This window comes from Streptococcus sp. IsoGale022 (genome assembly GCF_031142805.1).
Classification (GTDB): Bacteria; Bacillota; Bacilli; order Lactobacillales; family Streptococcaceae; genus Streptococcus; species Streptococcus sanguinis_A.
In genome coordinates, this window is record NZ_JAKZJI010000014.1 from 39,520 (window position 1) to 65,049 (window position 25,530).

At 43.3% G+C, this 25,530-nt stretch carries 22 protein-coding genes and 1 pseudogene; 18 read left to right on the top strand and 5 right to left on the bottom strand.

Annotation, left to right across the window (positions count from 1 at the left end; translation table 11 throughout):
* Window position 1 precedes the first annotated feature (1 nt).
* The gene (icd, locus tag RG608_RS08105; RefSeq protein WP_268687930.1) at window positions 2-1,198 is read left to right on the top strand and encodes an NADP-dependent isocitrate dehydrogenase; all 1,197 of its coding nucleotides are present in this window, start codon (window positions 2-4) and stop codon (window positions 1,196-1,198) included.
* 31 nt (window positions 1,199-1,229) lie between these two features.
* Here the strand turns inward: icd and RG608_RS08110 are convergent, their stop codons facing one another.
* Window positions 1,230-1,628 (bottom strand): hypothetical protein, encoded by a 399-nt coding sequence (locus tag RG608_RS08110; protein WP_125434130.1) that lies wholly within the window; start codon window positions 1,626-1,628, stop codon window positions 1,230-1,232.
* A 358-nt stretch (window positions 1,629-1,986) separates the two neighbouring features.
* Between RG608_RS08110 and RG608_RS08115 the strand changes: the two genes are divergently transcribed.
* From RG608_RS08115 to RG608_RS08125, 3 genes are all read left to right on the top strand, one after another.
* The gene (locus RG608_RS08115) at window positions 1,987-3,558 is read left to right on the top strand and encodes a DEAD/DEAH box helicase (protein WP_268687931.1); all 1,572 of its coding nucleotides are present in this window, start codon (window positions 1,987-1,989) and stop codon (window positions 3,556-3,558) included.
* Window positions 3,559-3,944: 386 nt separating this feature from the next.
* Complete coding sequence (locus RG608_RS08120; RefSeq protein WP_002897983.1) at window positions 3,945-4,691, top strand: DeoR/GlpR family DNA-binding transcription regulator; 747 nt, start codon at window positions 3,945-3,947, stop codon at window positions 4,689-4,691.
* Window positions 4,692-4,873: 182 nt separating this feature from the next.
* Window positions 4,874-5,407, top strand: coding sequence for an isoprenylcysteine carboxyl methyltransferase family protein (locus RG608_RS08125; protein ID WP_023915926.1), 534 nt, complete (start codon window positions 4,874-4,876; stop codon window positions 5,405-5,407).
* Between the two features lie 44 nt (window positions 5,408-5,451).
* Here the strand turns inward: RG608_RS08125 and RG608_RS08130 are convergent, their stop codons facing one another.
* The 4 genes from RG608_RS08130 to RG608_RS08145 form a co-directional block, all read right to left on the bottom strand.
* The gene (locus tag RG608_RS08130) at window positions 5,452-6,318 is read right to left on the bottom strand and encodes a DapH/DapD/GlmU-related protein (RefSeq protein WP_268687932.1); all 867 of its coding nucleotides are present in this window, start codon (window positions 6,316-6,318) and stop codon (window positions 5,452-5,454) included.
* Window positions 6,311-6,574, bottom strand: coding sequence for a GIY-YIG nuclease family protein (locus RG608_RS08135; protein WP_049542667.1), 264 nt, complete (start codon window positions 6,572-6,574; stop codon window positions 6,311-6,313). Before RG608_RS08135 ends, RG608_RS08130 begins: the two co-directional genes overlap by 8 nt.
* A complete protein-coding gene (locus RG608_RS08140; RefSeq protein ID WP_049542665.1) occupies window positions 6,564-7,310 on the bottom strand; it encodes a tRNA1(Val) (adenine(37)-N6)-methyltransferase in 747 nt (248 codons plus the stop codon). The genes RG608_RS08135 and RG608_RS08140 overlap by 11 nt, the downstream gene beginning before the upstream one ends.
* Window positions 7,311-7,439: 129 nt before the next feature.
* The gene (locus RG608_RS08145) at window positions 7,440-9,779 is read right to left on the bottom strand and encodes a cation-translocating P-type ATPase (RefSeq protein WP_308946823.1); all 2,340 of its coding nucleotides are present in this window, start codon (window positions 9,777-9,779) and stop codon (window positions 7,440-7,442) included.
* Between the two features lie 157 nt (window positions 9,780-9,936).
* Between RG608_RS08145 and RG608_RS08150 the strand changes: the two genes are divergently transcribed.
* From RG608_RS08150 to RG608_RS08215, 14 genes and pseudogenes are all read left to right on the top strand, one after another.
* Complete coding sequence (locus tag RG608_RS08150) at window positions 9,937-10,677, top strand: 1-acyl-sn-glycerol-3-phosphate acyltransferase (RefSeq protein ID WP_002925501.1); 741 nt, start codon at window positions 9,937-9,939, stop codon at window positions 10,675-10,677.
* Window positions 10,678-10,750: 73 nt separating this feature from the next.
* Complete coding sequence (locus RG608_RS08155) at window positions 10,751-11,299, top strand: HXXEE domain-containing protein (RefSeq protein ID WP_268687945.1); 549 nt, start codon at window positions 10,751-10,753, stop codon at window positions 11,297-11,299.
* Between the two features lie 149 nt (window positions 11,300-11,448).
* Window positions 11,449-12,126, top strand: a complete 678-nt coding sequence (locus RG608_RS08160; RefSeq protein ID WP_308946824.1) for a helix-hairpin-helix domain-containing protein — start codon at window positions 11,449-11,451, stop codon at window positions 12,124-12,126.
* On the top strand, window positions 12,110-14,350 hold the full coding sequence (locus tag RG608_RS08165) for a DNA internalization-related competence protein ComEC/Rec2 (protein WP_268687936.1): 2,241 nt from the start codon (window positions 12,110-12,112) through the stop codon (window positions 14,348-14,350). The genes RG608_RS08160 and RG608_RS08165 overlap by 17 nt, the downstream gene beginning before the upstream one ends.
* 125 nt (window positions 14,351-14,475) lie before the next feature.
* Entirely contained in the window at window positions 14,476-15,570 is a 1,095-nt protein-coding gene (locus tag RG608_RS08170) for a DUF805 domain-containing protein (RefSeq protein WP_268687937.1), read from the top strand.
* Between the two features lie 250 nt (window positions 15,571-15,820).
* On the top strand, window positions 15,821-16,867 hold the full coding sequence (gene holA, locus RG608_RS08175; RefSeq protein WP_268687938.1) for a DNA polymerase III subunit delta: 1,047 nt from the start codon (window positions 15,821-15,823) through the stop codon (window positions 16,865-16,867).
* 62 nt (window positions 16,868-16,929) lie between these two features.
* A complete protein-coding gene (sodA, locus tag RG608_RS08180) occupies window positions 16,930-17,535 on the top strand; it encodes a superoxide dismutase SodA (protein ID WP_002906995.1) in 606 nt (201 codons plus the stop codon).
* 135 nt (window positions 17,536-17,670) lie between these two features.
* On the top strand, window positions 17,671-18,750 hold the full coding sequence (locus tag RG608_RS08185) for a serine hydrolase (protein ID WP_308946825.1): 1,080 nt from the start codon (window positions 17,671-17,673) through the stop codon (window positions 18,748-18,750).
* A 210-nt stretch (window positions 18,751-18,960) separates the two neighbouring features.
* On the top strand, window positions 18,961-19,101 hold the full coding sequence (locus RG608_RS08190; RefSeq protein ID WP_002897970.1) for a hypothetical protein: 141 nt from the start codon (window positions 18,961-18,963) through the stop codon (window positions 19,099-19,101).
* Window positions 19,102-19,366: 265 nt separating this feature from the next.
* Window positions 19,367-20,947 carry an ABC transporter ATP-binding protein gene (locus RG608_RS08195; RefSeq protein WP_268687940.1) on the top strand — a complete coding sequence of 527 codons (1,581 nt, stop codon included), beginning with the start codon at window positions 19,367-19,369 and terminating at the stop codon, window positions 20,945-20,947.
* Window positions 20,948-20,961: 14 nt separating this feature from the next.
* Window positions 20,962-21,447, top strand: coding sequence for a hypothetical protein (locus RG608_RS08200; RefSeq protein ID WP_268687941.1), 486 nt, complete (start codon window positions 20,962-20,964; stop codon window positions 21,445-21,447).
* Between the two features lie 169 nt (window positions 21,448-21,616).
* The gene (locus RG608_RS08205) at window positions 21,617-23,416 is read left to right on the top strand and encodes a serine hydrolase (RefSeq protein ID WP_268687942.1); all 1,800 of its coding nucleotides are present in this window, start codon (window positions 21,617-21,619) and stop codon (window positions 23,414-23,416) included.
* A gap of 16 nt (window positions 23,417-23,432) precedes the next feature.
* Window positions 23,433-25,235 carry a serine hydrolase gene (locus RG608_RS08210; protein ID WP_268687943.1) on the top strand — a complete coding sequence of 601 codons (1,803 nt, stop codon included), beginning with the start codon at window positions 23,433-23,435 and terminating at the stop codon, window positions 25,233-25,235.
* Between the two features lie 16 nt (window positions 25,236-25,251).
* Window positions 25,252-25,530: pseudogene (locus tag RG608_RS08215) on the top strand (methicillin resistance protein FmtA); the annotation flags it as partial.

Consider the following 25,530-nt stretch of genomic DNA (forward strand, 5'->3'; position numbering starts at 1 on the left):
AATGGCAGATAAGATTTTGTTTGAGAAAGATCGGTTGCAGGTGCCGGATGCTCCTATTATTCCTTATATCCAGGGTGATGGGATTGGGGTTGATATCTGGGAAAATGCCCAGCTGGTCTTTGATAAGGCGGTGGAAAAGGCTTATGGCGGCCAGAGAAAGGTTGTTTGGAAGGAAGTTTTGGCTGGGAAAAAAGCAACAGACCTGTCGGGTGACTGGCTACCAGATGAAACGCTGACAACGATTAAGAGTCATCTAGTGGCTATTAAGGGCCCGCTAGAAACCCCAGTCGGAGAAGGGATTCGTTCGCTGAATGTGGCCCTGAGACAAGAATTGGATCTCTATGCCTGCCTGCGGCCGGTTCGTTATTTCAAGGGTGTTTCAAGCCCGCTCAAGCACCCAGAGAAGACAGATATCACGATTTTTCGGGAAAATACAGAAGACATCTATGCAGGGATTGAGTGGGAGTGTGGAACGGCTGCGGTCAAAAAAGTTATTGATTTCCTGCAGAAGGATATGCAAGTTGACAAGATTCGCTTCCCAGAAAGCTCTGCTATTGGGATCAAGCCTATCTCTAAGCAGGGCAGTGAGCGGCTGATACGGGCGGCTATTGACTACGCGCTAGCCAAAGGACTAAGGCGGGTAACTCTGGTCCACAAGGGCAATATCCAGAAATTTACAGAGGGCGGTTTTCGGAAATGGGGCTATGAACTAGCTCAAAGAGAGTATGTGGACGAGCTGGCTTCTGGAAAACTAATCATCCAGGATGTCATTGCTGATAATTTTTTGCAGCAGATTTTGCTTTTTCCAGAGAAATTTGATGTTGTCGCCTTGACCAATCTAAATGGTGACTATGCCAGTGATGCTTTGGCTGCTCAGGTGGGCGGAATCGGTATTGCGCCAGGAGCCAATATCAATTACGAGACTGGTCATGCTATTTTTGAAGCAACTCATGGAACGGCGCCAGACATAGCGGGTCAAAATAGGGCTAATCCTTGTTCTCTTCTCTTATCAGGAGCCATGCTCTTTGATTACATTGGTTGGACGGAGGTCTCTCATCTCCTGACTAAGGCTGTTGAGAGGGCTCTCTTTGAGCAAAAAGTGACAGGGGATTTTGCAAGTCAGCTGGAAGGAGTAGCAGCTTTGACCACTAGTCAATTTGCTGAGGAGCTACTAGCCAATATAGAAAAGTGCTCATAGTAAAGAAAAAAGCGATGAGGAAACTGTTCATCTAGACAGTCTCTTCATCACTTTTTTGTCTTTTTCGATATTCCAGTCCCCAGCCGATCATCCAACAAAAAACTAGCAGATAATTTTCAATCCAGCCCAGAATGTTTGCTTGATTGGCCTTTTCCAGATAGCCTAGCAGATGGTTGGTGCCAAAGCCCAGTCCGCCCAGAATCAGTGCTAGCAAGGTCATACGCAGATAGAACCAATCATACTTTATGTTGGTAGCAATGACTAAAGGCAGAATAGCCAGATTCCAGAAACCAATTTCCCGCTGCCAGTAGGGAGCTAGACCATAGATGGACTCATTGCCCAAGAGCTGGGGCTGGAATATCTGGATCATAGCCGCGCCCAGCATAGCTAAGATTAGTAAAATGAAAGCCACTCGTAAAAATTTATTCATACCTGTCTCCTTTCTTCTTTGTAGATTATAATGTTTTTGAAAGTGATTTTCAAGTTTTCATTTTTTACAAAAAGAAAGCTCTAATAAAATATTTTACAGGCAAGTCCTATCTTTTTAGGTACTTTTGTGGTATACTAGATTAGTTGCAGAAATACAGTTTTTCTATTCAGTGGGAACTAGCGACCGAGTCGGCGCTTTTTTAGTGCCTAGACTTGAGAGACCATATTTATGAAGAGAAGAGCGAATACTCTCAGAAAATTGAGATTTAGCAAGCTAAAACTGCTTGGTATATTTCGATAGTTGAGTATCAAAAGCCTTATAAGGTGGCTTCGCACCGCCTTTAGAAAGAAGAAGAACATTGAAATTTAATGAATTACATTTATCTACTGAATTACTAGCAGAGATTGAAAAAGCTGGCTTTGTAGAAGCAAGCCCTATTCAAGAGCAGACAATTCCACTTGCTATGGCAGGTAAGGATGTCATTGGTCAGGCCCAGACAGGGACAGGAAAGACAGCAGCCTTTGGCTTTCCAACTTTGGAGAAGATTGATACAGATAATCCTGCTGTGCAAGCCTTGATTATCGCTCCGACCCGTGAATTGGCTGTGCAGAGTCAGGAAGAGCTTTTCCGTTTTGGCCGCAGCAAGGGTGTCAAGGTGCGCTCTGTCTACGGTGGCTCCAGCATCGAAAAGCAAATCAAGGCCCTCAAATCTGGTGCCCATATCGTCGTAGGAACACCTGGCCGTCTCTTGGATTTAATCAAACGCAAGGCGCTTAAGCTGAATCAGATTGAAACCTTAATCTTGGACGAAGCGGATGAAATGCTTAACATGGGCTTTTTAGAAGATATTGAGTCGATCATTTCCCGTGTGCCAGAAGAGCGTCAGACCTTGCTCTTTTCAGCGACCATGCCAGATGCTATCAAGCGTATCGGTGTCAAGTTCATGAAGGAGCCTGAGCATGTCAAGATTGCTGCTAAAGAGCTGACGACGGAGCTGGTAGATCAGTATTATATCCGTGTCAAAGAAAATGAAAAATTTGATACTATGACCCGCCTGATGGACGTGGAGCAGCCAGAGCTGTCTATCGTCTTTGGCCGGACCAAGCGCCGGGTGGATGAGCTGACTCGTGGCCTGAAAATCCGCGGTTTCCGAGCAGAGGGTATCCATGGTGATTTGGACCAAGGCAAGCGCCTCCGCGTTCTGCGCGACTTTAAAAACGGAAATTTGGATGTTTTAGTGGCGACAGATGTGGCCGCGCGTGGCTTGGACATTTCTGGTGTGACCCATGTCTACAATTATGACATTCCGCAGGATCCAGAAAGCTATGTTCACCGGATTGGTCGGACTGGTCGCGCTGGTAAGTCAGGTCAGTCTATTACTTTCGTAGCGCCAAATGAAATGGGCTATCTGCAGATTATCGAAAATCTGACCAAGAAGCGTATGAAAGGCCTTAAGCCAGCGACTGCAGAGGAAGCTTTCCAAGCTAAGAAAAAAGTTGCTCTTAAGAAGATTGAACGCGATTTTGCGGATGAAAGCATCCGTTCTAACTTTGAGAAATTTGGCAAGGATGCCCGCAAGCTAGCAGCAGAATTCAGCCCAGAAGAGCTGGCTATGTATATCCTCAGCTTGACGGTGCAGGATCCAGATGCCCTTCCTGAAGTAGAAATTGCCCGTGAAAAACCATTGCCATTTAAACCGTCTGGCGGAGGCTTTGGCGGAAAAGGCAAGGGCAGTCGTGGCGGGAATAATAACCGTCGCAGCAATGACAATCGCCGTGACCGAGGTGGCCGTCGCGATCAATTCAAGAAAGGTCGCAAAGACGAGCGTTTTGACAAAGAAAATCGCTACCGCAAGGACCACAAGAAGCCACGCAATACTTCTAGCGAAAAGAAAACCGGCTTTGTCATCCGTAACAAGGGTGATAAATAAGGCAGATAGCTAACTGGAGTTGGCGGCAATTTTAGCGTCGAGAGAGAATGCAAGTTCTCTCTTTTTTATTTGTTTGATGGCTCCCCTTATCATCTGTCCTACAGAACTATAAGTCTGAGTCAATGTAGTTTTCTTAAGCGTGCTGATTGAAGCAGTCCTGTTTTTCAAAGTAAATTATAGCCCCCTTATTTCTGCTGTGAACAGTTCTTAATCTTCTTGCTATAGAACAGGATTCGAAGTATTACAACTAATTTCGACATCAAAATTCAACATATCAGCCATTTAAAATAAAAAAATTCACAAATCTTTGTTTATATGCTGGAACTGTTGTATAATAAGGTGAAGGTGAGTCTGTAAGAAATTCAGGAGCAAAAGGAGAATGTAAAATGAAAGAAAGTAGACATAGAATCATTCTGCAAGAACTGGATCAAACAGGTGTGGTTGCTGTTAAAAACCTCAAAGAAATGCTTGGCGTTACGGATATGACCATCCGTCGGGATTTGATTGATTTGGAGAAGCAGGGCATGTTGACTCGTGTTCATGGCGGGGCCCATAAGAAGGTCAAGAATGCCCTCAACGAGATTTCCCACTCAGAAAAGCAAATGCTGAATGTTGAGGAGAAGAAGCAGATTGCCCGTAAATGTGCAGATTTGATTGCTGACGGAGATACGGTTTTTATTGGGTCAGGCACCACAACCGATTTTATCGGAGACTATTTGGATGGCAAAAATATCAGCATTGTCACCAATTCACTGCCAATTTTTGAAAAGTTAAAGGAAAGAGCCAATTTAGATTTAATTCTGATTGGCGGCCGTTATCGGGCCAAGACTCAAACCTTTGTCGGTCAGTTTGCCAATAATCTTTTGAAAGAAATCAAGGTGTCCAAGGCCTTTATCGGGGCGAATGGCATTGACGGTCATAATGTTACGACCAGCAATGAAGAGGAAGGCAATGGAGATGCGATTATCCTTAACAATGCCATCAGCAAATACATTGTAGCCGATAACAGCAAGTTTGATAGCTATTCTTTCTATTCTTTTTACCGGCTGGACAACCTCAGTGCAGTTGTAACGGACGATAATATCGCTCCGAAAGTCAAGGAAAAATACAGCACCTATGTTGAAATTTTGTGATGTCTGACCGGTGAGAGAAACCTGGTTCAAATGAATAATTTATAGAGACTGTGACTGGGATTTTGTCTAGAAATTCTAGTCGCAGCTTTTTTATATCTTGGTCGATTTTGTAAACAACAGTCTTGACTTTGCTGCGGAATTCCTTATATAATAAAATGTATTATTAAATTTTAGGAGGTCTTATGACAATCAATATAGTGATTTTTGTGGCAGTGTCGCTTTTTCGTTTGGTGTTTTTGAGGAAATCCTCTCAGAATGAGCAGGATATTCTGGCTAAGGGTGGTATGGAGTACGGGGTGAAAAACTCAACTATCATGAAGTACCTACACATGCTTTTTTATGCGGTTTGCTTTCTGGAATTGCTGCTGAAAAAGCCAGCTTTTGACTTTGTGAGCCTATTGGGAGCTGTGTTGTTGCTCTTTTCTATGTTTATGCTCTACCTTGTTGCCAAGCTCTTGGGACCAGTTTGGACCATCAAGCTCATGCTGGTTAAGGATCATAAGTTTGTTGACCACTGGCTCTTTCGCAATGTCAAACATCCTAATTATTTCCTGAATGTTGTACCAGAATTGGTGGGCTTGGCCCTGCTCAGTCATGCTTACTTTGCTCTTTTCATCCTCTTCCCGCTCTACTGTATCACCCTCTATGTCCGTATCAAGGAAGAAGAGCAGTTGCTCAAGGAAGTTATCATTCCAAATGGCATTGCTGGTGAATAAAGTTAATAAAATGCATATCAATTGCAAAAGAAAGGCTAGGACCTTTATGTCCTAGCCTTTTCTTGCATTAATTTTCGTATTTCATCAGCCATTTGCTGGGGTTGGCTCGCTTCAAAAAGTAAACTATTTTCTTCAGGCTGGTGGGCAGTTTGGCTGAAAGCTAAAACTGGCTTCCCCTTGCGGATAGCCTTTTGGACAATCTGGTCGACTTCTCCCCAGTGATTGATATCCAAGTAAATATCCGCTCTATCGAGCAAGTCCTCGATAAAGTCATCCTGGTGGATATTGGTGTAGAGGTTGATATTGGGATAGTCTTTAAAGCTGGCCAAGTAAGGAGAAATATTTGTCTTGGCAGCAATGTGAAATTCCAAGTCTTGCAGATTTTCTGCTAAATAGGCCAATTGTTCCAAGGTATCAGAAGCTGTCAGCGTGAAGGCATGGAAATTGCCCTGTGGACGCTCCTTGATGATAAGCTCTTCCTTGCTCATAGCGATAGAGTTGCTGGGAATATCCTGGAAAATCAAGCTGTTGGCTCCAATGATGACATTATCACCAATGGTCACACCTTTGAGAATCACAGTATTGGCCCCAATCCAGCAGTTAGCTCCAATCTTGACTGGCGCAACAGTAAAATCAATCTTCTCAATATGGTAATTCGAATACTGATGATTATGGTCAAAAATGCGGACCCCATCGCCAAACATAGTGTCTTTCCCGATTTCGATAGAGTGCTGACAGCGGACAGAGCAATGATCGTTAAAGAAAACCCGGTTTCCTAGCTTGAGTTGTGCGCCACTGCCTACACTGAGGCTGGTAAAAGATTGGAAGATGACATCTTGACCGATATCAAGCTGGCTGTCTGGGGAAATTTCGATATGATGAAAGTCGCCTTTAAACTGGATTTCAGGCATTTTGAGTCCTTTCTTTGATGTAAGCCAGTTTGGCTTGTCTAGTTTTCTTTTTAAAGAGGGCTTCGGCCGACATGGCGGCTGGTTTATTAGGGTGTTCTTCTTGGTAAAGTAAGGTAACTGGCAGCCGAGTGCGGGTGTATTTGGCTCCTTTGCCAGCTTGATGTTTTTTGAGTCGGGCTTGGACATCTGTTGTGTAGCCGGTGTAGAGGGATCCGTCCCCGCATTCAAGCACGTACATATAGGCTTTATTTTCCATAGTAAATCTCGTGAATCTCTGGAGTGTAGCTGCCGTCCTGATTGTGAATAAAGAGAGGGGGCAAAATTTTGAGTCCGTCGCGCGAACCATCTTTAATGGCTTCAATGAGCAACATATTGGCATCCTTGCCTAGCTTTGGATAGACAAACTGGATGCGCTTGGGAGCCAGGTTGTGGGTTTGCATGGTGTCTAAAATATCTAAAAAGCGTTCTGGTCGATGAACCATAGCCAACCGACCATTGGATTTGAGGACTCGCTGGGCAATCTTGCAAATCTCTTCCAGATTGGTTGAAATTTCATGGCGAGCTAAAAGGTAGTGCTGGCTTTCATTGAGATTGGATTGCTTGTCCACTTTGAAATATGGGGGATTGCAGAGAATCATGTCAACCTTGCTGCCGGTGATATATTGGCCTAGGTTTTTCAGATCATCCTGAATGACCTGCATTTGCTGAGTCAAATCATTGAGCTCAATGGAGCGCTCGGCCATATCTGCCAGACGTTCCTGAATCTCGACTGCCAGGATCTTGGCCTTGGTGCGAGTGCTTGCAAAAAGTCCAACAGCGCCATTCCCAGCACAGAGATCGACAATCAACCCCCGCTGAGGCAGCTTAGGAAAGCGGGAAAGCAGCACGCTGTCTACCGAATAGCTGAAGACCTCACTATTTTGAATAATCTTGACATCCGTTGAAAAGAGCTGGTTGACGCGCTCTCCGTCTTTTAGTTTTGCTTCGTTCATAAGTCAATTATAGCATGATTTAGCAAGGATTCCAAAGGGATATGGGAAGTTTTTGCACAATCAAAAAAACATGCGAGGGCTCTCGCATGTTTCCATGAGTTTAAATGACAATTCTTTTTTAGTTAGCCCTTAATCAAATCTGTATTTCTGCTTGATGGTGCAGACAACGAAGATAATTCCGAAAATGACCATGAGAATCAGATAGACAGGCAAAGTTGCAGCTGTCAGCGTTGCAATTTCCAAAAGGTGCTGCAGGACAAAGGCTGATAGATAAAAGCCAAAGACAGAGAAGATAATAAGCAGACTGCGCCAAAGGTTGAGTGGCAGACAGGCCCGAATGACTGACAGGAAGCTGATGCTGCCTAGCAAGTAATAGGTCAGGGTTGCCATTTCTATGTCGCTCCAGCCGTGGCTGCTGCCCCAGATACGAACAAATAGGACGCTAAAGACAATCATGAGGGAGCTTGGCAGAGCCAGCTGCAGGGAGCGTTTGAGGAAGTGCTTTTCAACCGGCTTAATATTGCGTTCAAAGGTGAGGACAAAGGGTGGGAAACCTTCGACAAACTGGTCAATCAGGGTGATTTGAATCGGAATAAATGGGAAAATCAAGAGGTATTCAGATTTTCCTAGCAGGATACTGGCGATACAGATGATAGCCAGGATGAAAGAATAAATGGTCTTGATGAAGAAAATCGGAGCAATCCGGCCGATGTTGTTAACGACTCGGCGACCTTCAAAAAGAATCTCAGGTACATCGTTAAAGTCGGAGTTAAGAAGAACCAAGTTGGCAATTTGCCGAGTTGCGGGGTCGCCCTCGGCCATGACGATGGAACAGTCTGCTTCACGCAAGGCTAAAATATCATTAACACCATCTCCCGTCATGGCTGTTGTCCGACCGGCAGCCTTGAGAGTCTGGATGAGCAGCTTCTTCTGATGAGGAGAAACACGGCCGAAGATGGCTGTTTCTTCTGCTTGCTCAACCAGTTCTTGGTCGCTGATTTTAGAGCAGTCGATGTACCTGTCGTAGTTGGCAAATCCAGCTTGGCTCGCGATATGCGAAACGGTCACTGGATTGTCACCAGAGATGATTTTCAGATCAACATCCTGAGAGCGCAGGTAGTCCAGCGTCTCGGCCGCTCCCTCACGAATAGGATCAGTGATTTCCAGAACAGCTAAAGCGGTCATATCTTCAGGCAGGCGGATGCTGTGTTTGTCTAGCACTTGGTCGCTGTGAGCCAGCACCAAAACCCGCGATCCGCGTTTTTGAGCCTCTCCAACCGCTGCAGGATTGCTGCCCAGCAGCATTTCGGGTGCTCCCAGAAAGATGGTTCCGACACTTGATAAATGCATAGCGCCCCATTTTCGGTCACTAGAAAATGGGATGACATTGTCGCTAGTATAGGTGTGCTCCAGGTGGCCGTATCCCTTGCGGATAGCCTGGGCAGTTGGGTTATTATCCTCGCTGGTTTGGATGTAGGCTGCTAAGATTTGACCGACGGTCTCATCAGAAAACTTATCTGACAAACTATGCAAGGCTTCAACAGTCATCTTACCTTGGGTAATTGTCCCGGTCTTGTCCAGACAGAGAGTATCCACCCGAGCCAAGGTTTCAACAGAATACATTTCCTGGACAAGAACCTTGCGCATACCTAGCTTGATGACAGCTGTCAGAAGTGACGTGACTGTCAGCAGGGCAATTCCCTTAGGGAGCATGCCCAAGAGGGCTGTCGAGCTAGTAATGACAGAGTTTTTGACAGGCAATCCCTTTATCATCAGGGCTTCAAAGAAGAGAGCCAATCCGAAAGGAATGATAATTTTTCCGGTAAAGCGGGAAATTTTCGCAAGATTGTATAGAATACGCGAGTTGATAGGCTTGAGAGTTTTAGCCTCAGTCATGAGCTTGTTGGCATAGTTGTCTGCTCCGACATGATGCACCTCAGCATAGATCTGCCCACTAGCCAGAAAGCTACCAGATAGCAGCTCAGCGCCTTCTTCCTTGAGAACTAAGTCACTCTCCCCTGTCAGCATGGCTTCATTGGCCTCGGCAACACCCTCTACTACACGGGCATCACTAGGAATTTGCTCGCCGGCTGACAGCTTGATCAGATCGCCCAGTACAATTTCTTCTGGCTGAATTTTGACTTCCTGGCTGTCGCGGATGACTGTGACCAGCTCTCGGCTGACCAGATTGAGCTTGTCAATCATGTGTTTGGCTCGCAGCTCCGTAATAATACCAGTGACGGCGTTAAAGCTAATGACTGCGAAAAAGACCAGATTGCTCCAGGCTTGGACAGAGACCAAGGCTACAGCAATAACAAAGTTAAGGGCATTAAAAAGGGTGAAAACATTTCGCTTAACGATTTGCCAGTTACTGGTGCTGGTGTCACTTGTAAAATCGTTGGTCAAGCCCTGCGAAATCTTTTCATCTACTTGGGTTTGGTTTAAACCGATTAATTCTTTCTTGTTCATGAGATTAATGATACCATTTTTTTAGGGAAATGGCTATCAGAATCCGCTGTTACAGGCAAAGTTTGGAAAAATATTGCAGACTATAATGGGATAGGGTATAATGGGAAAGGATGTAATAAATTTCAAGTAAAATTTTAGTTTGAAATAAGGAGAGTTTATGTTTTATACCTATTTGCGAGGTTTAGTGATTTTTATCCTGTGGACCTTGAACGGCAATGCGCATTACCACAATAAAGAAAAGATTCCTTCAAAAGATGAAAATTATATCTTGGTTGCCCCTCACCGGACATGGTGGGATCCAGTTTACATGGCTTTTGCGACCAAGCCCAAGCAGTTCATTTTCATGGCTAAGAAACAGCTCTTTGAAAATCGGGTGTTCGGCTGGTGGATTCGCATGTGCGGTGCCTTTCCAATTGACCGGGAAAATCCTGGTCCGTCAGCTATAAAGTACCCTGTCAATATGCTGAAAAAGAGCAATCGTTCCCTGATTATGTTCCCAAGCGGCAGCCGCCATTCTACGGATGTCAAGGGAGGAGTGGCAGTGATTGCTAAGATGGCTAAAGTCCGTATCATGCCAGTAGTCTACGCTGGTCCCATGAGCCTCAAAGGCTTGGCAGCTGGAGAGCGCGTGGACATGAATTTTGGTAATCCAATTGATATTTCAGACATTAAGAAGATGAATGATGAGGGGGTTGAGGAAGTGGCCCGCCGTGTTCATGCTGAGTTTGACCGTCTGGATGCTGAAGTAGCCCCTTACCAGACACATAAGAAAGGCAATATCTTCTTGCGGATTTTACGTGCCTTTGTCTTTATTCCTGCTATTTTGATTGGAATTTTGACCATCATTTTTAGCTTTTTTGCTAGCTTTGTCTGGGATCCAGATAAGCATAGAAAATAAGATACTAATCAGCTTGCTGAGCAATCTCGCTTGGGAGCTGATTTTTTTTATGCGAGTGAGCTATAATATTGGTATGTTTTATAAGGAGGATGCCATGTCTCTTGAATTTTTATCTTTTGTAACCTTATCACTGTTTATGCTGCACGAGTTTGATGAGATTATCCTGATTCGGCCTTGGATCGCTCAGAATCAAGACCATCAAGACTATCAAAAGGAGATGTTCATTGCTAGGAGAGGAAGTTATCTTTCTGCTGAAAGTATTGCTCTGATGATTGCAGAGGAATTTCTGCTGGCTTTTATCCTTTTGTTGCTTGCGATTCTATTTCGTATTCCCGAGTTAGTTTTGGCTATTGGCTTCTGTCATACTCTCCATCTGCTACGCCATATTATGCAAGTGTTTCGCTTTCGTCGCTTGGTACCGGGTGGCTTCACAGCTTTGACGACTTTTCCTATGCTCATCTTAGTCTTCATCCTTTATCTAAGTCAGCATTCAGTTTCTTGGGCGCTGCTTCTGATTCTAAGCGCGCTTGTGATGGCTTTTCTTTTGGCAAATCTGGCTTTTTTACATAGCAGAGCTCATAAGTTAGAAGCTTGGATATACAGGATAAGCAAAGCAGACTGATATTACAGCTCCTATTTTCAACAATGCACCTTCTATCTATACGACTACTTGTAAAATAAAGATTTTAAAATATGACAAGCTGAAAATTCTCGCGGTTTGTCATATTTTTTTGAATTTTTTTTACGAATAAAAAGACAAAGGAGAAAAATATGCTTGAAGAAATCATTGAAAAGCTAAAAGAATACAAGTTCTTTGTCGGTCTGGTAGTAGTTGGCGCTGTACTAGGTGGTTTTCTCCTCATCAAAGGAAATCACCAGCCGCAAAATCAGGTAGCCGCCTTGAGTCAAGAAGTCACTTCTTCATCTAGTTCTACAGAGGAAGAGGAGGAAAAAGTTGTTGCTAAGACTAAAGGCGAAGAAGAGAGTGAGCAAGTCACTGTGGATATAAAGGGAGCAGTTAAGAATCCTGGTGTCTATGAGCTGAGAGCAGGAGCGAGAGTCCATGAAGCCATCCAAAAAGCTGGCGGATTGACAGCAGACGCCGAGGCTAAGTCCATTAATCAGGCACAAAAATTAACGGATGAAGCAGTAGTCTATGTGGCAAAGATTGGTGAAGAAGGAGCCGATGTCACACAGGGTGGCCAGCATCAAGCAGGAGCTTCTGATTCTGCTGGTGCCAGTGGTGGAAAGTCGGACAAGGTCAATCTAAATACGGCGACAGAGGCTGAACTGCAGACTATTTCAGGCATCGGACAGAAGCGGGCTTCTGACATCATCGCCTACCGCGAAAGCAATGGCCGCTTTAAGTCAGTAGATGATCTGAAAAAGGTGTCAGGGATTGGAGATAAGACCTTAGAAAAGCTGAAAGAATATGTCACAGTGGATTAAAAAGTTACCCCTCACCCCTATCTATCTAGCTTTCATTCTTGTATGGGTCTATTTTGCAGTCTATTCTGGCAGTTCCTTGGCTTTTTTGGGGCTAGGTGTCCTTCTGCTTCGTCTCTTTTTCAGTTATCCTCTCAAAAAGAGTCTAGCTGCCTTGGCATTCCTGTCCCTTTTTTTCCTCTTTTTCTTGCTTTGTCGGGAAATGGCAGAGCAGGCCTTTAGGCAGGAACCTCCTTCAGCTAGCTCGGTTCAAGTTTTGCCGGATACGATCAAAGTCAATGGAGATTCCCTATCCTTTCGAGGGCGAACCAACGGTCGACTTTATCAGGTCTTCTATAAGATCAAATCAGCCAGTGAAAAGGAAAATTTCCAGCAACTGACAGATTTGGTCGTCCTTAATATTGAAGGAGAGTTTGAACAGGCCCAGCAGCAACGAAATTTTTCGGGCTTTGACTATCAGGCTTATTTAAAGAGTCAGGGGATTTACCGTACCTTAAAAATCAATAAGATTCAGTCACTAAGACCAATTTCCAGCCTAAATCCACTTGATTGGCTGTCTGTCTGGCGGAGAAAAGCGCTAGTTTATATTCGAAGTAATTTTCCTAGTCCAATGAGCCATTACATGACTGGACTCTTGTTTGGTGACTTGGATACGGAGTTTGCGGAAATGAGTGACCTGTATTCTAGCTTGGGTATCATCCACTTGTTTGCCTTGTCTGGTATGCAGGTAGGTTTCTTTTTGGATGGTTTTCGCAGAATTCTTCTACGTTTGGGGATGAAGAGGGAGACAGTAAATGCTTTGCAGCTGCCTTTTTCATTTATCTATGCTGGACTGACAGGCTTTTCTGTTTCTGTCGTCAGAAGCTTAGTTCAGAAGTTATTGGCCCAGCAAGGATTGACCAGACTTGATAATTTTGCCCTGACACTGATGGTTCTCTTTATCATCATGCCCAATTTTCTTCTGACAGCTGGCGGTGTCTTGTCCTGCGCTTATGCTTTTTTGATTTCTATGCTGGATTTTGAAAATTTACCGCCGATTCGGAAGCTTTTAGCAGAAAGTCTGACTATTTCATTGGGCATTTTGCCTATACTAATCTACTATTTTTCTGAATTTCAGCCTTGGTCCGTGATTTTAACTTTTCTATTTTCACTACTCTTTGACTTGCTGATTCTGCCAGGGTTAACCCTCATTTTTATTTTGTCACCACTTATAAAAATCTCTCAGGTCAATTTTTTCTTTGAGTTACTCGAAGGTGTGATTCGTTGGGTAGCTGATTTTGCTCCGCGTCCTTTGATTTTTGGGAAGCCAAATCTCTGGCTACTTGTTGCCCTCCTTTTAGTTTTGGCTTTAATCTATGACTTTCGGAGAAAGAAAAGCTGGCTTTTGTCTTTTAGTTTCCTAGCTCTTCTCTTATTTTTCCTAACAAAGCATCCGCTGCAAAATGAGATTACGGTGGTGGATATTGGTCAAGGGGATAGCATTTTTCTCAGGGACTGGCAGGGCAGGACGATTTTGATTGACGTAGGAGGACGAGTCGAGATAGGAAAGAAAGAGAAGTGGCAAGAACGACAGACTTCATCCAATGCAGAAAAGACCTTGATTCCCTATCTCAAAAGTCGTGGTGTTGGTAGTCTGGATGTATTGGTCCTGACTCATACCGATACCGACCATATGGGCGATATGCTGGAGGTATCCCAACATTTTTCCATCAAGGAAATCTATGTTTCTAAAGGAAGTCTGACTCAGCCTGATTTTGTTCAAAAGCTGGAGCAGATAGAAACTTCTGTCCATGTCGTAGAAGTAGGAGATGAGATTCCGGTATTTGACTCAGCTTTGCAGGTTCTCTATCCTAGTGGAACAGGCGACGGTGGAAATGATGATTCGATTGTACTCTACGGGGAGTTCTTTCAGACAAAATTTTTGTTTACAGGTGATTTGGAAAAGCAAGGAGAAACTGAACTGCTGCAGCGATTTCCTCAGCTGAAAGCAGATGTCTTAAAAGCAGGGCATCATGGCTCTAAAGGCTCTTCCAGTCCAGAGTTTTTAGAGCAAATTCAGCCGAAACTGGCCTTGATATCAGCCGGTCAGAATAATCGTTATCAACATCCGCATCAGGAAACTTTGCAAAGATTTGAGAAGTTTAATACAGCCATCTATCGAACTGACCAGCAGGGGGCCATTCGGTTGACTGGTTGGAATTCCTGGAGGATTGAAACGGTTCACTGATAGCCGCGCTAAAGATGTCAACTCATACTTTGTAGACTGCTTAGCTTCAGTCAGGAAGTCATATTGATTTATTTATGCATTTGTGATAAGATAATGGGTATAAAAAAATTATAGAGGAGAATTTTATGTTTGCTGCATATAAAAAATTCTGGACACACTATGCTGATTTTTCAGGCCGTTCAAGTCGGTCAGACTATTGGTGGGCGTTTTTGTGTAACATGATTATCATCGTACCATTGTTTATCATTATTTGGGTTTCTGCATTAGGAAGTATTTTTTCTATAGCTCAGGACGCAGCTTATGGATATGAACCAGATCCATCAGCATTCTTGGCTGGGGCAGGATTTGCTGTTATTTTTTGGTTTATCCTACTGATTTATTATTTAGCTATCTTAGTTCCTAGTATGGCAATTATAGTTCGCCGTTTGCGGGATGCTGGTTATCATTGGGCTTTCCTATTTTTGGCTATTGGTCCGTCTATTGCGATCCTTATTCCTGTTCTAAATATTATTGCAGTTCTTGTAGCTCTTCCATGTTTTATTGCTTTGATTGTTTTGCTTTGTCAAGGATCTAAGCCTGAAATGGTTGGAAATTCATACGGTCAGCAATATGGCCAGCAAAACTTCCAAGGACAACAGTTTGGCCAACAGCCTTACAATCAAGGTTTGAACTATGAAAAACAACCACAACAAGGTGGTTTCCAAGGACAACAGTTTGGTCAATCACAACAACCAGTTCAAAATCAACAGTTTGGCCAACAGCCACAGCAAGGTGGTTTCCAAGGACAACAATTTGGTCAACAACCACAGCAACCAGTCCAAAACCAATCATTTGGTCAACAACCACAACAACCTGTTCAAAATCAACCATTTGGCCAACAACCACAACAAGGTGGTTTCCAAGGCCAGCAGTTTGGTCAACAACCACAGCAACCAGTCCAAAACCAACCATTTGGCCAACAGCCACAGCAAGGTGGTTTCCAAGATCAGCAATTTGGTCAACAGCCACAACAACCTGTTTCTGATCAAAATCAAGCGGTGGAGCAAGCAGAACCAGTTCAAAATCCATTTACTGCTGAAACACCTGAGCAGTCAACACCTCAGGATTTTGGAACTCAAGCACCTGTTCAGGATAATCCTTTTGTTTCATCAGTTCAAGAGGAGCAAGCTTCTACACCAGCTGAAAACAGTGTAGAGGATGCAACTGAAAACCAAGAATAAACAAAGAAGAGTTGGAATTTTTCCAGCTCTTTTTGTTCTGTCGCTCGCAGAAAATCTTGAACAGAATTGGACATTTATAGTTTTTTAGAACAAAGAAAAATGAAGCCACTAACAGTTTATATTTATATAGCGGATATACTTAAAAATTAGATTTTGTTTGCAAAGAAAATAGCAGACTTTCCGACTCTTTTTTGTTACAATCAATACATGAAAAAAATTGACAAGAAATATAAAGCAAGGGAGACTTTCGGTGTTAGCTATTGAGGAAATTAAAAAAATCACGCCAAGCAATCTTCCTGCTTTGACCATTTTGACTGGGGATGACTTGGGGCAGTTTGAGTTGTTGAAGGAGCAGTTTCTCCGCCAGATTCAGTTTCAACCGGGCGATTTGAACACTGCTATTTTCGATATGAAAGAAGCAAACTATCAGGATGTGGAGTTGGACTTGGTCAGTCTGCCTTTTTTTACGGATGAAAAAATCGTGATTTTGGATCATTTTGCTGATTTGACAACAGCCAAGAAGCGCTATCTGACTGATGAAGAACTCAAATCTTTCGAAAGTTATCTGGAAAATCCAGCGGATACGACTCGTCTGGTTATCTTTGCAGAAGGCAAACTGGATAGCAAGCGACGTCTGGTCAAACTGCTGAAACGGGATGGGAAAATTTTTGAGGCTGCAGAACTCAAGGAAGCAGATCTACGGGCTTATTTCAGCAAGGAAGCGCAGGCAGAAGGATTACAATTTGCTCCGACAGCTTTCGATCAGTTGCTGCTGAAATCAGGTTTTCAGTTCAGTGAAGTTAGTAAAAATTTAGCCTTTCTGAAAGGTTATAAAGAGTCTGGTCAGATTGATTTAGAAGACATTGCCGAGGCCATTCCCAAGACTCTTCAGGACAATATTTTTGACCTGACCCAGCTGATTTTGCAGCAGAAGATTGATGAAGCCAGAAGTTTGGTACGAGATTTGACTCTTCAAGGTGAGGATGAAATCAAGCTTATTGCCATTATGCTGGGGCAGTTTCGTATCTTTACGCAGGTTAAGGTTTTAGCGGCAAATGGCAGAACTGAGAGTCAGATTGTGTCTGATTTGTCCGACTATCTGGGCCGCAAGGTCAATCCTTATCAAGTCAAGTTTGCCTTAAAGGATGCTCGCTCACTGAGTTTAGCCTTTCTTAAAAAGACTATGGCCTGTCTAATCGAAACGGATTACCAAATTAAATCGGGGCTGTATGATAAAGATTACCTGTTTGATTTGGCTCTGCTCAAGATTGCGACGGGTGAGCTACAAGCAAAATAGTTGAAAAATTCTAATGATTGCGTTATCATTTTTATAATCATATAGAAAAAGAGGTCTATCAAATGGCAATTATCTTACCTGATCTTCCTTACGCTTACGATGCTTTGGAGCCTTACATTGATGAAGAAACAATGCACTTGCATCATGACAAGCACCACAATACCTACGTAACGAATGTTAATGCTGCGCTTGAAAAACATCCTGAAATCGGTGAAGACTTGGAAAAATTATTGGCTGATGTGGAGTCTATCCCAGCTGATATCCGTCAGGCAGTCATCAACAACGGTGGTGGTCATCTTAACCACGCTCTTTTCTGGGAATTGATGACACCAGCAGAAACATCACCATCTGCAGAATTGGCAGCAGATATTGAAGCTACTTTTGGATCATTTGAAGACTTTAAAGCGGCTTTCACTGCAGCGGCAACAACTCGTTTTGGTTCTGGCTGGGCTTGGTTGGTTGTCAATAAGGAAGGCAAGTTGGAAGTGACCTCAACTGCAAATCAGGATACTCCTATTTCAGAAGGTAAAACTCCAATCTTGGGACTGGATGTTTGGGAACATGCTTACTATGTGAAATACCGTAATCTTCGTCCGAATTACATTCAAGCTTTCTTCTCAGTTATTAACTGGAAAAAGGTTGACCAACTTTACGCAGCTGCGAAATAATCAGGCAGTTTCAATATATAAAAAGGCGAATCGTTTAAAGATTTGCCTTTTTTAATGCTTAAAATACCTTTTTTCTGGATTTCACTTGTTATTTTCCTCATAATTTTTTATAATACAAATGCTAGGAGAAATGTTTTGAGTAAAAAAATTGTAACGATTATCGTAGCGATAGTTTCTTGTCTTTGTCTGCTGGGCTTCATTTTCCTGTTTATAACCGAACGAAATAAGGCCATTGAAAAGAAAGCACAAGGGTCTGCCCAACTTGCAAAGTCTGGCGAACAAGAACAGGAGGAGGAGAAAGTCAAGCCTGATTCCAAACCAGTTGAAGAAAAGCCCAAGCCAGTTGAAAAAAGTCCAGAGGAGAAGCAGAAGGTCATGGAGGCGGACGGCCCGACTATGGATGCTTTAGGGCTGCGATTTGACTATGCAAATTTGGATTTGACTCAGGTCATTCAGGCTTATATGACTGAAATGGGAATTGAACCCTCCCAGGTTGCATTTTCATATAAGGATTTGACGACTGGCAAGACCTTTGCAATGAATGATACCCAGCCTATGACTGCGGGATCGACCTACAAGCTCCCTCTCAATATGCTGGTAGTAGATGAGGTTGCTGCTGGCAAACTTTCTATGGACGAGCGGTTTGATATTACCAATACAAACTATGAATATAGGGGCGAGCATGATAACTATGTTGGTGCTTTCAACGGTGCTATGAGAATATCAGACATGCAGGAATATTCCTTGGTTTATTCTGAAAATACTCCAGCCTACGCTTTAGCAGAGCGTCTAGGCGGCATGGAAAAGGCCTATGATATGTTTAGTCGCTACGGTCAGTCCAAGGCTGATATTAAGACGATCAGCCGTGAGAATAATAAGACCACGACGGACTACTATATTCAGGTCCTTGAGTATTTGTCTAAAAATCAGGAAAAGTACAAGGATATCCTTTATTATATAGGCGAATCCTTCCCAGGTGAATACTATAAGCGCTATCTGCGTGACATTACCATCTATCAAAAGCCTGGATATGTTCGTGAGGCGCTCAATGTGGATGCATTAGTTATGGAAGAGAAGCCCTATATTATAGCTCTCTATACGGCTTATTTAGGTGGTAGCACCGAGGCCAGTGATGAGATCAGTGGTGTCGGAATTGAGCAAGTTGGTCAGTTAGCCTACGTCATCAATGAATGGCATCGGGTTAATATGAACTAAGAGCAATCTAGTCTAGACAGGCTAGATTTTTTGATAGCTATTTAGAAAAAAACCAAAATACCTCTTGCTTTTTTGAAAGAGAAGTGTTACAATCTATTTAGAAGATGTTCTAATTACTTCATTCTGCTCTGTTTAATTAGTCACTGAGCAATTTTTTATAAAAGCTATTTAGAAAAAATTCTAAATTTCTCTACTCAAAAAGGAGGAAAAATGAAGAAAGCAAGAAACTCAATCCTACTAACCGTAGTAGGTCTAGTGACGGGTCTATCCATTTGGTTGGCTGTTTTTTCCTGGGTGCTCTATAAAAATAAGGACGACCTGCAAAAAATATCCAATCAAAAACATTTTTAAATACAAAATAGGCAATCTAGTTTTTCTAGACTAGATTTTTTAATCCAGAGTATTTAGAAACAAATCGAAATACCTAAGAAGGATTAGATTGCTTCGTTTCGTACTCTTTATTTAGAAAATTTTCTAAATAGATAGATAAAGGAGAAAAGATGAAAAGAGGATTACTTTTATTGCTTATAGGCTTGCTCACGGTTTTATCCGTCTGCTGGGCAATCCCGTCTTGGATCGTTTTCAAAAATAGACGAAAATTGGAAGGAAAAATTAAATGTTGAAAGAAATTTTACAGAAATACCGCGCTTCTTATCTGGGTGCGACTATCTTTAGCATTGGAGCAACGATTTTTATCACTTTGTTTTCTTTGCAGCTGGGAGTTGTTGTGGACAGTGCGCAGAAGGCTCATTCTAACTTGCTTGGACAATTCTTTATCTGCCTTTTTTGCACTTGTGCTTGGTCTCTTTGCAGCTTGCTGGCTATTTGGTTCAAGAACAATCATAATAAGCAAGTCTTGGAAGAAGTCAAAACGAGGCTTTTCCATTCTTTTTATGACAAGAATTTGCATGACAAGGCTTCCGAGCAGGAAAATAGCTATCTCAACACAACGACCAAGAATATGGATATTTACCAAGAGAATTACTTGACCCCGCGCTGTGATATTGTGGCTGCCTTTTCTTCAGTTTTTATCAGTACACTGGCTATTTTTTGGATTGAATGGCGCATGGCTCTGGGCTTTATTCTCATTTCTTTTTTGACCATGGCTGCGTCACAAATTCCAGGGATATTGATGCGCAAGGCGACAGCGAATTTCACTCAGAAAAGCAATTACTTTTTGAAGCAAGTCACCAATTTTTTGGAAGGCTTTGAGCAAATCAAACTTTTGCAAATCCAAAAAAGGGTGGTTGAGCACCTGTCTAGCAGCAACAGCGACTTTGAGCAAGCCAGAAAAAGCTATAATGCGGCTAAGGAGGGCGCTGTGACTCTGATGATGTTCTTTAGCTTTCTGTCTCAGATATTTTGTATGTCTCTGGGGATTTGGTTTATCAGTCAAGGGTCTCTGACCATTGGGGCTTTGATTGCCAGTGTTCAGCTTTTGAACCTTGTCTTCACTCCTTTGCAGCTTTTTATCAATAACAAAAATCTCATGAGCACGGTCAAGGATATTGAGAATGATTTTGATGCTAAGTTGGCTAAGAAAGAAGCGGAGCCCGCTCAAAATCTGACCGAAACGATTGAGCGGATTGATTTTGAACATCTCGGTCTGGAGTTGGGCGACAAGGCTCTCTTTCAGGATTTTTCTTATCAGTTTGCCAAGGACAAGCACTATGCCATTATCGGCGAGTCTGGTCGGGGCAAGTCGACCTTGATGAAGCTCTTGCTTAATTATTTTGATAAGAAGGACTACGCTGGTCAAATCATGGTCAATGGTCAAGCGGTCAGCCAGCTAGCAAGCGACAGCCTTTATCAGAAAATCGCCTTTATCCAAAAGAATGACTTTTTTGTCGAGGGAAGTGTGGCGGACAATATCGCGCTATACAGAAATATAAATGTATCTGACCAAACTTCCTTGTACCAAAGTCTGTATTTTAATGAGGCTTTCTTGAGCAAGAAGCTGGACTTGGAGTGGCAGGAAGTTTCCTATGGCGAAAAGCAGCGGATTGATTTGGCGCGCTTCTTGGTCAAGGATTATGATGTGCTGATTTTTGATGAGCCGACTAGCAATCTTGATCCCAACTTGGCAGCGGAAGTCATGGACTATATCTTGTCGATTAAAGACCGCATTGTTATCGTTATTACCCACAATCAAGATCGGACTCTTTTAGACCGCTTTGATGACTGTCTGGAATTATAAAAGGAGGAAAGAAAATGAAATTAAAATGGAAAGAATTAGTGGCAAGCCTTATCGCTATTTGGCTACCGCTTATCTACGCTTTGTCAATCTATGCAGACCTACCTCAGCTAATCAGAGGGAATTTGCCCTATAGCGGTCTAGGCATGCCCAAGCAAATCTTTATCTGGTTTTTGCCAGTTCTCTTGAGTGTAATTCAACTGATTGTTTGCTACACGACGACTATTAAGGAGATTATCGACAAGCAATTTGTCCATTTCCTTTACTGGCTGGTTCCCTTTATCAATGCCGTAGTTTATATCAGCGTTCTTCTTTATGCGCTCAATCCGGCTTTTCCGATATTTAAGGTCAATGGGATTATGGTGGCAATCAGCCTTAATGCTGTCAGCTACTTTCTCACGAGAAAAATAGTGGCAGACCAAGAGCCGGCTCCACGCGTTTTAGCTTATATCTTCAGTGGCATCAGCTCAATCCTTTTTCTGGTCAGCCTCTTCCTCTTTTAAAAATGTCTGATACGAAAGGAGAAAATCATGTTTTATATTTTCGTTTTTGTTAAAATCCTGTTATTCTTTATCTTTGGCTGGTTGTGGCTGCTTTTCAGCCTGCTCGGTTTGCTCTCTTTCTTTCCTTTTTGAGTGAGCGAACTCTAGTAAATGATGATTGGAGGCAAACATGAAAACATCATTTTTGAAAAGCGCTGTGGCGCTGGTAACGTGTGGCTTGCTCGTTCTAGGAGCAGCCCACGCTTACGCCGACCAGCAAAAATTGCCGTCAGGCACGCCTTACGACCAAATCGGTCAGAAGATTGAAAATTACTACCAAGAACACGAAAAAACCAGCGCAGGACTGGCAACAACGGTCTTTGACAAAGACGGCAATACTCTCTATCAAAAGAACTTCGGCTATATGGACAAGGAAAAGAAGCTAGCGGTGGATGACAAGTCGGTCTTCGAGTGGGGTTCAACGACCAAAATCACCGTCTGGGTCAGCGTCATGCAGCTTTGGGAAGAGGGAAAGATTGACCTGAAAACGGACATCAGGGAGTATCTGCCCCAAAATCTCCTAAAAAATCTCAAGTACGACAAGCCCATTACCATGCTGGACCTCATGAACCACCAAGCGGGTTTTGAAGACTACCCTTTATATATAGGTTCTGACAAGGATTTAGGAGCATTGATGAAAAAAACTCCGTCTCAGATTTATGAGCCGGGAACGGTGACCTCCTATTCTAATTATGGGACAGCGCTGGCAGGCTATATCGTGGAGCGGGTGAGCGGGCAATCCTTTGCCGACTATGTCCACGAGCATATTTTCCAGCCGCTGGGTATGGAGCACACCGCTCTCAAGCCTGATTTGTCGGATAATCGCTATGTACAAAAGCAGCGGGAGAAGGAGAAAACCTACGATACAGAAGGTAACTTGCTAAAAGGTGATGTGCCATTTGTCCTCGGAGAATATCCAGCGGGGCGAGCGACAGGCACTTTTTTCGATTTGAAACGCTTTGCCCAAGCTCTCTTGCAAAAGAAAACGCTCTTTAAGCGAGCAGAGACTTGGGAGAATTTTTACAGCGCTAGCCATACTTATCCGGGTACGGACGTTCCTGTCAATGCTCATGGACTGTGGGCAACAGAATTTGAAAACACCAGAACGCTTGGGCACGGTGGAAATTCGCCGGGTTTTACGACCAGCCTCTTGCTTGATTTGAAGTCAGGGATTGGCTCAGTCGTTACAGTCAATCAGAGAAATGAGTTCCATTTTGCTATCGCCATGCCTGACCTCATTTATGGTAGGAAAAAAGAAGCCTCAAAGGCGTCACAAAGAGATTTTCAAGCTGGTTTTTATCGCGAAGCGCGCATTTTTAGCAAAGGTCCTCTGTCCATATTTAGAGTTTTCAAATCGACCAGCTATCTAACTAACCCTTCTGAAAATGCGGCTATCAAAGACTATTTTGGTTTTTGGACGGCAGGAGAAAAAGGAGGGAGCTATCGTTTGAATTTGCCCATTTCAGATAGAATGAAGCTGTCCTTGCTTGATGTCATCAAAGACTATGGCAGTTTAGTGCTTGCTGGGCTAGCCTTACTTTATGTTGCCCTTTGCTATCTTTGTGGTATTTTGGCAAAATTGTATCGTTTGCTCCTTAGGAAAAATAAGGGAAGCAACTCAGCTGTTTGGTCAATCTGGCATTATCTGACGGGCTTCATTATTCTTTGGGTGTTTCGCAATTTATTCTCATTTTTCTCTATTATTCTTGCGAAAAATTCTTTCGACCTAGCTGGTCTGACGGGGTATTTTCAACTCTTTGCCTTGCTTGCTCTAGTCTTGCTGATTAGTGCTTTTCTGCCCTATCTGCCTTTTTTCAAAGAGAGATTGAAGCAAGGAAATAAATACCTCACGCTAGCGACCAGCTCCGCCGCTTTTATCATCGCTTTTAATATTTTCTACTGGTCGCTGTACCAGTGGTGGGCACTTTAATAGAAAGGTGAATATCATGAAATCATCATTTTTGAAAAGCGCTGTGGAGCTAGTAACTTGTGGGCTGGTCGTTTTTGGAGCGGGTCACGCTTACGCCGACCAGCAGAAATTGCCGTCGGGCACGCCTTATGACCAAATCTGTCAGAAAATTGAGGACTACTACAAGGAACACGAAAAAACTAGCGCCGGGCTGGCAACATCCGTCTTTGACAAAGACGGCAATACTCTCTATCAAAACAACTTTGGCTATATGGACAAGGAGAAAAAGCTAGCTGTAGACGATAGCTCGGTTTTCGAGTGGGGGTCAACGACCAAAATCATGGTCTGGGTCAGCGTTATGCAGCTCTGGGAAGAGGGAAAACTTGACCTCAATGCCGACATTAAAGAATATCTGCCCAAGGATTTCTTGACAAACCTCAAATACGATAAGCCAATAACCATGCTTGACCTCATGAACCACCAAGAAAGTTTCGACGAAACACCCCTTTACATGGGTAGTGACAAGAGCTTGGAGGAGCTGCTCAAAGAAAGTCAACCGCCGCAATCCTATAAGCCCGGTGAGCTGACGGCTTACTCTAACTATGGGACAGCGCTGGCAGGCTATATTGTAGAGCGGATAAGTGGACAATCTTTTGCCGACTATGTTCACGAGCATATCTTCCAGCCTTTAGGCATGAAGCATACTGCCCTCAAGCCTGATTTGTCGGACAATTCCTATGTACAAAAGCAGTGGGAGAAGGAGAAAACCTATGATACAGAAGGCAACTTGCTGAAAGGTGACCAGCCGTTTATTCTTGGAGAATATCCAGCAGGGCGGGCAACGGGAACCTTTTCAGATTTGAAACGCTTTGCCCAAGTTCTCTTGCAAAAGAAAGCGCTTTTTAAGCGAGCGGAAACGTGGGAGACCTTTTACAGTCCTACGAATACATTTCCTCATACGGATATTCCAATCAATTCCCACGGACTTTGGTCAATAGAGTATGAAAATACCAGAACGCTTGGGCATGGGGGGAATTCGCCGGGCTTTACGACTAGTCTTTTGCTTGATTTTAAAACGGGTGTCGGCTCTGTCATTATGGTTAATCAAGGGCTGGAGACTAATTTTACTTCTAAAATACCCGAGCTTATCTACGGTCAGAAAAAATCGACTTCGCAAGAACAAGTGAAAAACTTCCAGCCCGGCTTTTACCGTATGGCTCGCACTTTCAATCAAGGTCCGTTATCCCTGATGAAAATGATGCCCAACTATACAACTTATATCAAAAATCCTAATGATAATCCAAATATTCAATCGCGTGGTTTCTGGATAGCAGGTGAAAAGCATGGACGTTATGTGATTAGTTTACCGATTTCCGACTGGGTCAAGATGTCTATATTTGATGTGGTAAAGGACTATGGTGTTTTGATTTTGGCAGCTGTAGCAGTGGTTTATGCGCTACTAGCTTACATTGGTGGTTTTCTTGTTAAAATGTATCGCTTGATTTTCCGCAAGCCAAATCAGCAGCCTGCTAATCTAGTCTGGAACATCTGGCACTATGTGACTGCAGGGTTTGTGCTCTTTGTACCAGTCAACTTTATGACGGCTTTATCTTCTATCCAAGCAACAACTTCAACGGCTGGTAGCCGCTTGCAATTCATGCTCTTTGCCATGGTAGGACTGGTCTTGGTTGTTAGCACCCTTTTACCAGTCATTTGGCGCTCTGCCTTCAAATCAGCTAGTAAGGCGCGGATAGCTCTCACGCTAGCGACCAGCTCCGCTGCCTTTATCATGGCTTTTAATATTTTCTATTGGTCGCTATACCAGTGGTGGGCACTTTAATAGAAAGGTGAATATCATGAAAACATCATTTTTGAAAAGCGCTGTGGCGCTAATAACGTGTGGCTTGCTCGCTTTAGGAGCGGGTCACGCTTACGCTGACCAGCAAAAGTTGCCGTCGGACACACCTTATGACCAAATCGGTCAGAAAATTGAAAATTTCTACAAGGAACATGAAAAAACCGGCGCGGGACTGGCGGCAGCAGTCTTTGATAAGGACGGACAAACCATTTACCAAAATAATTTCGGCTATATGGACAAGGAAAAGAAGCTGGCTGTGGACGACAGTTCAGTTTTC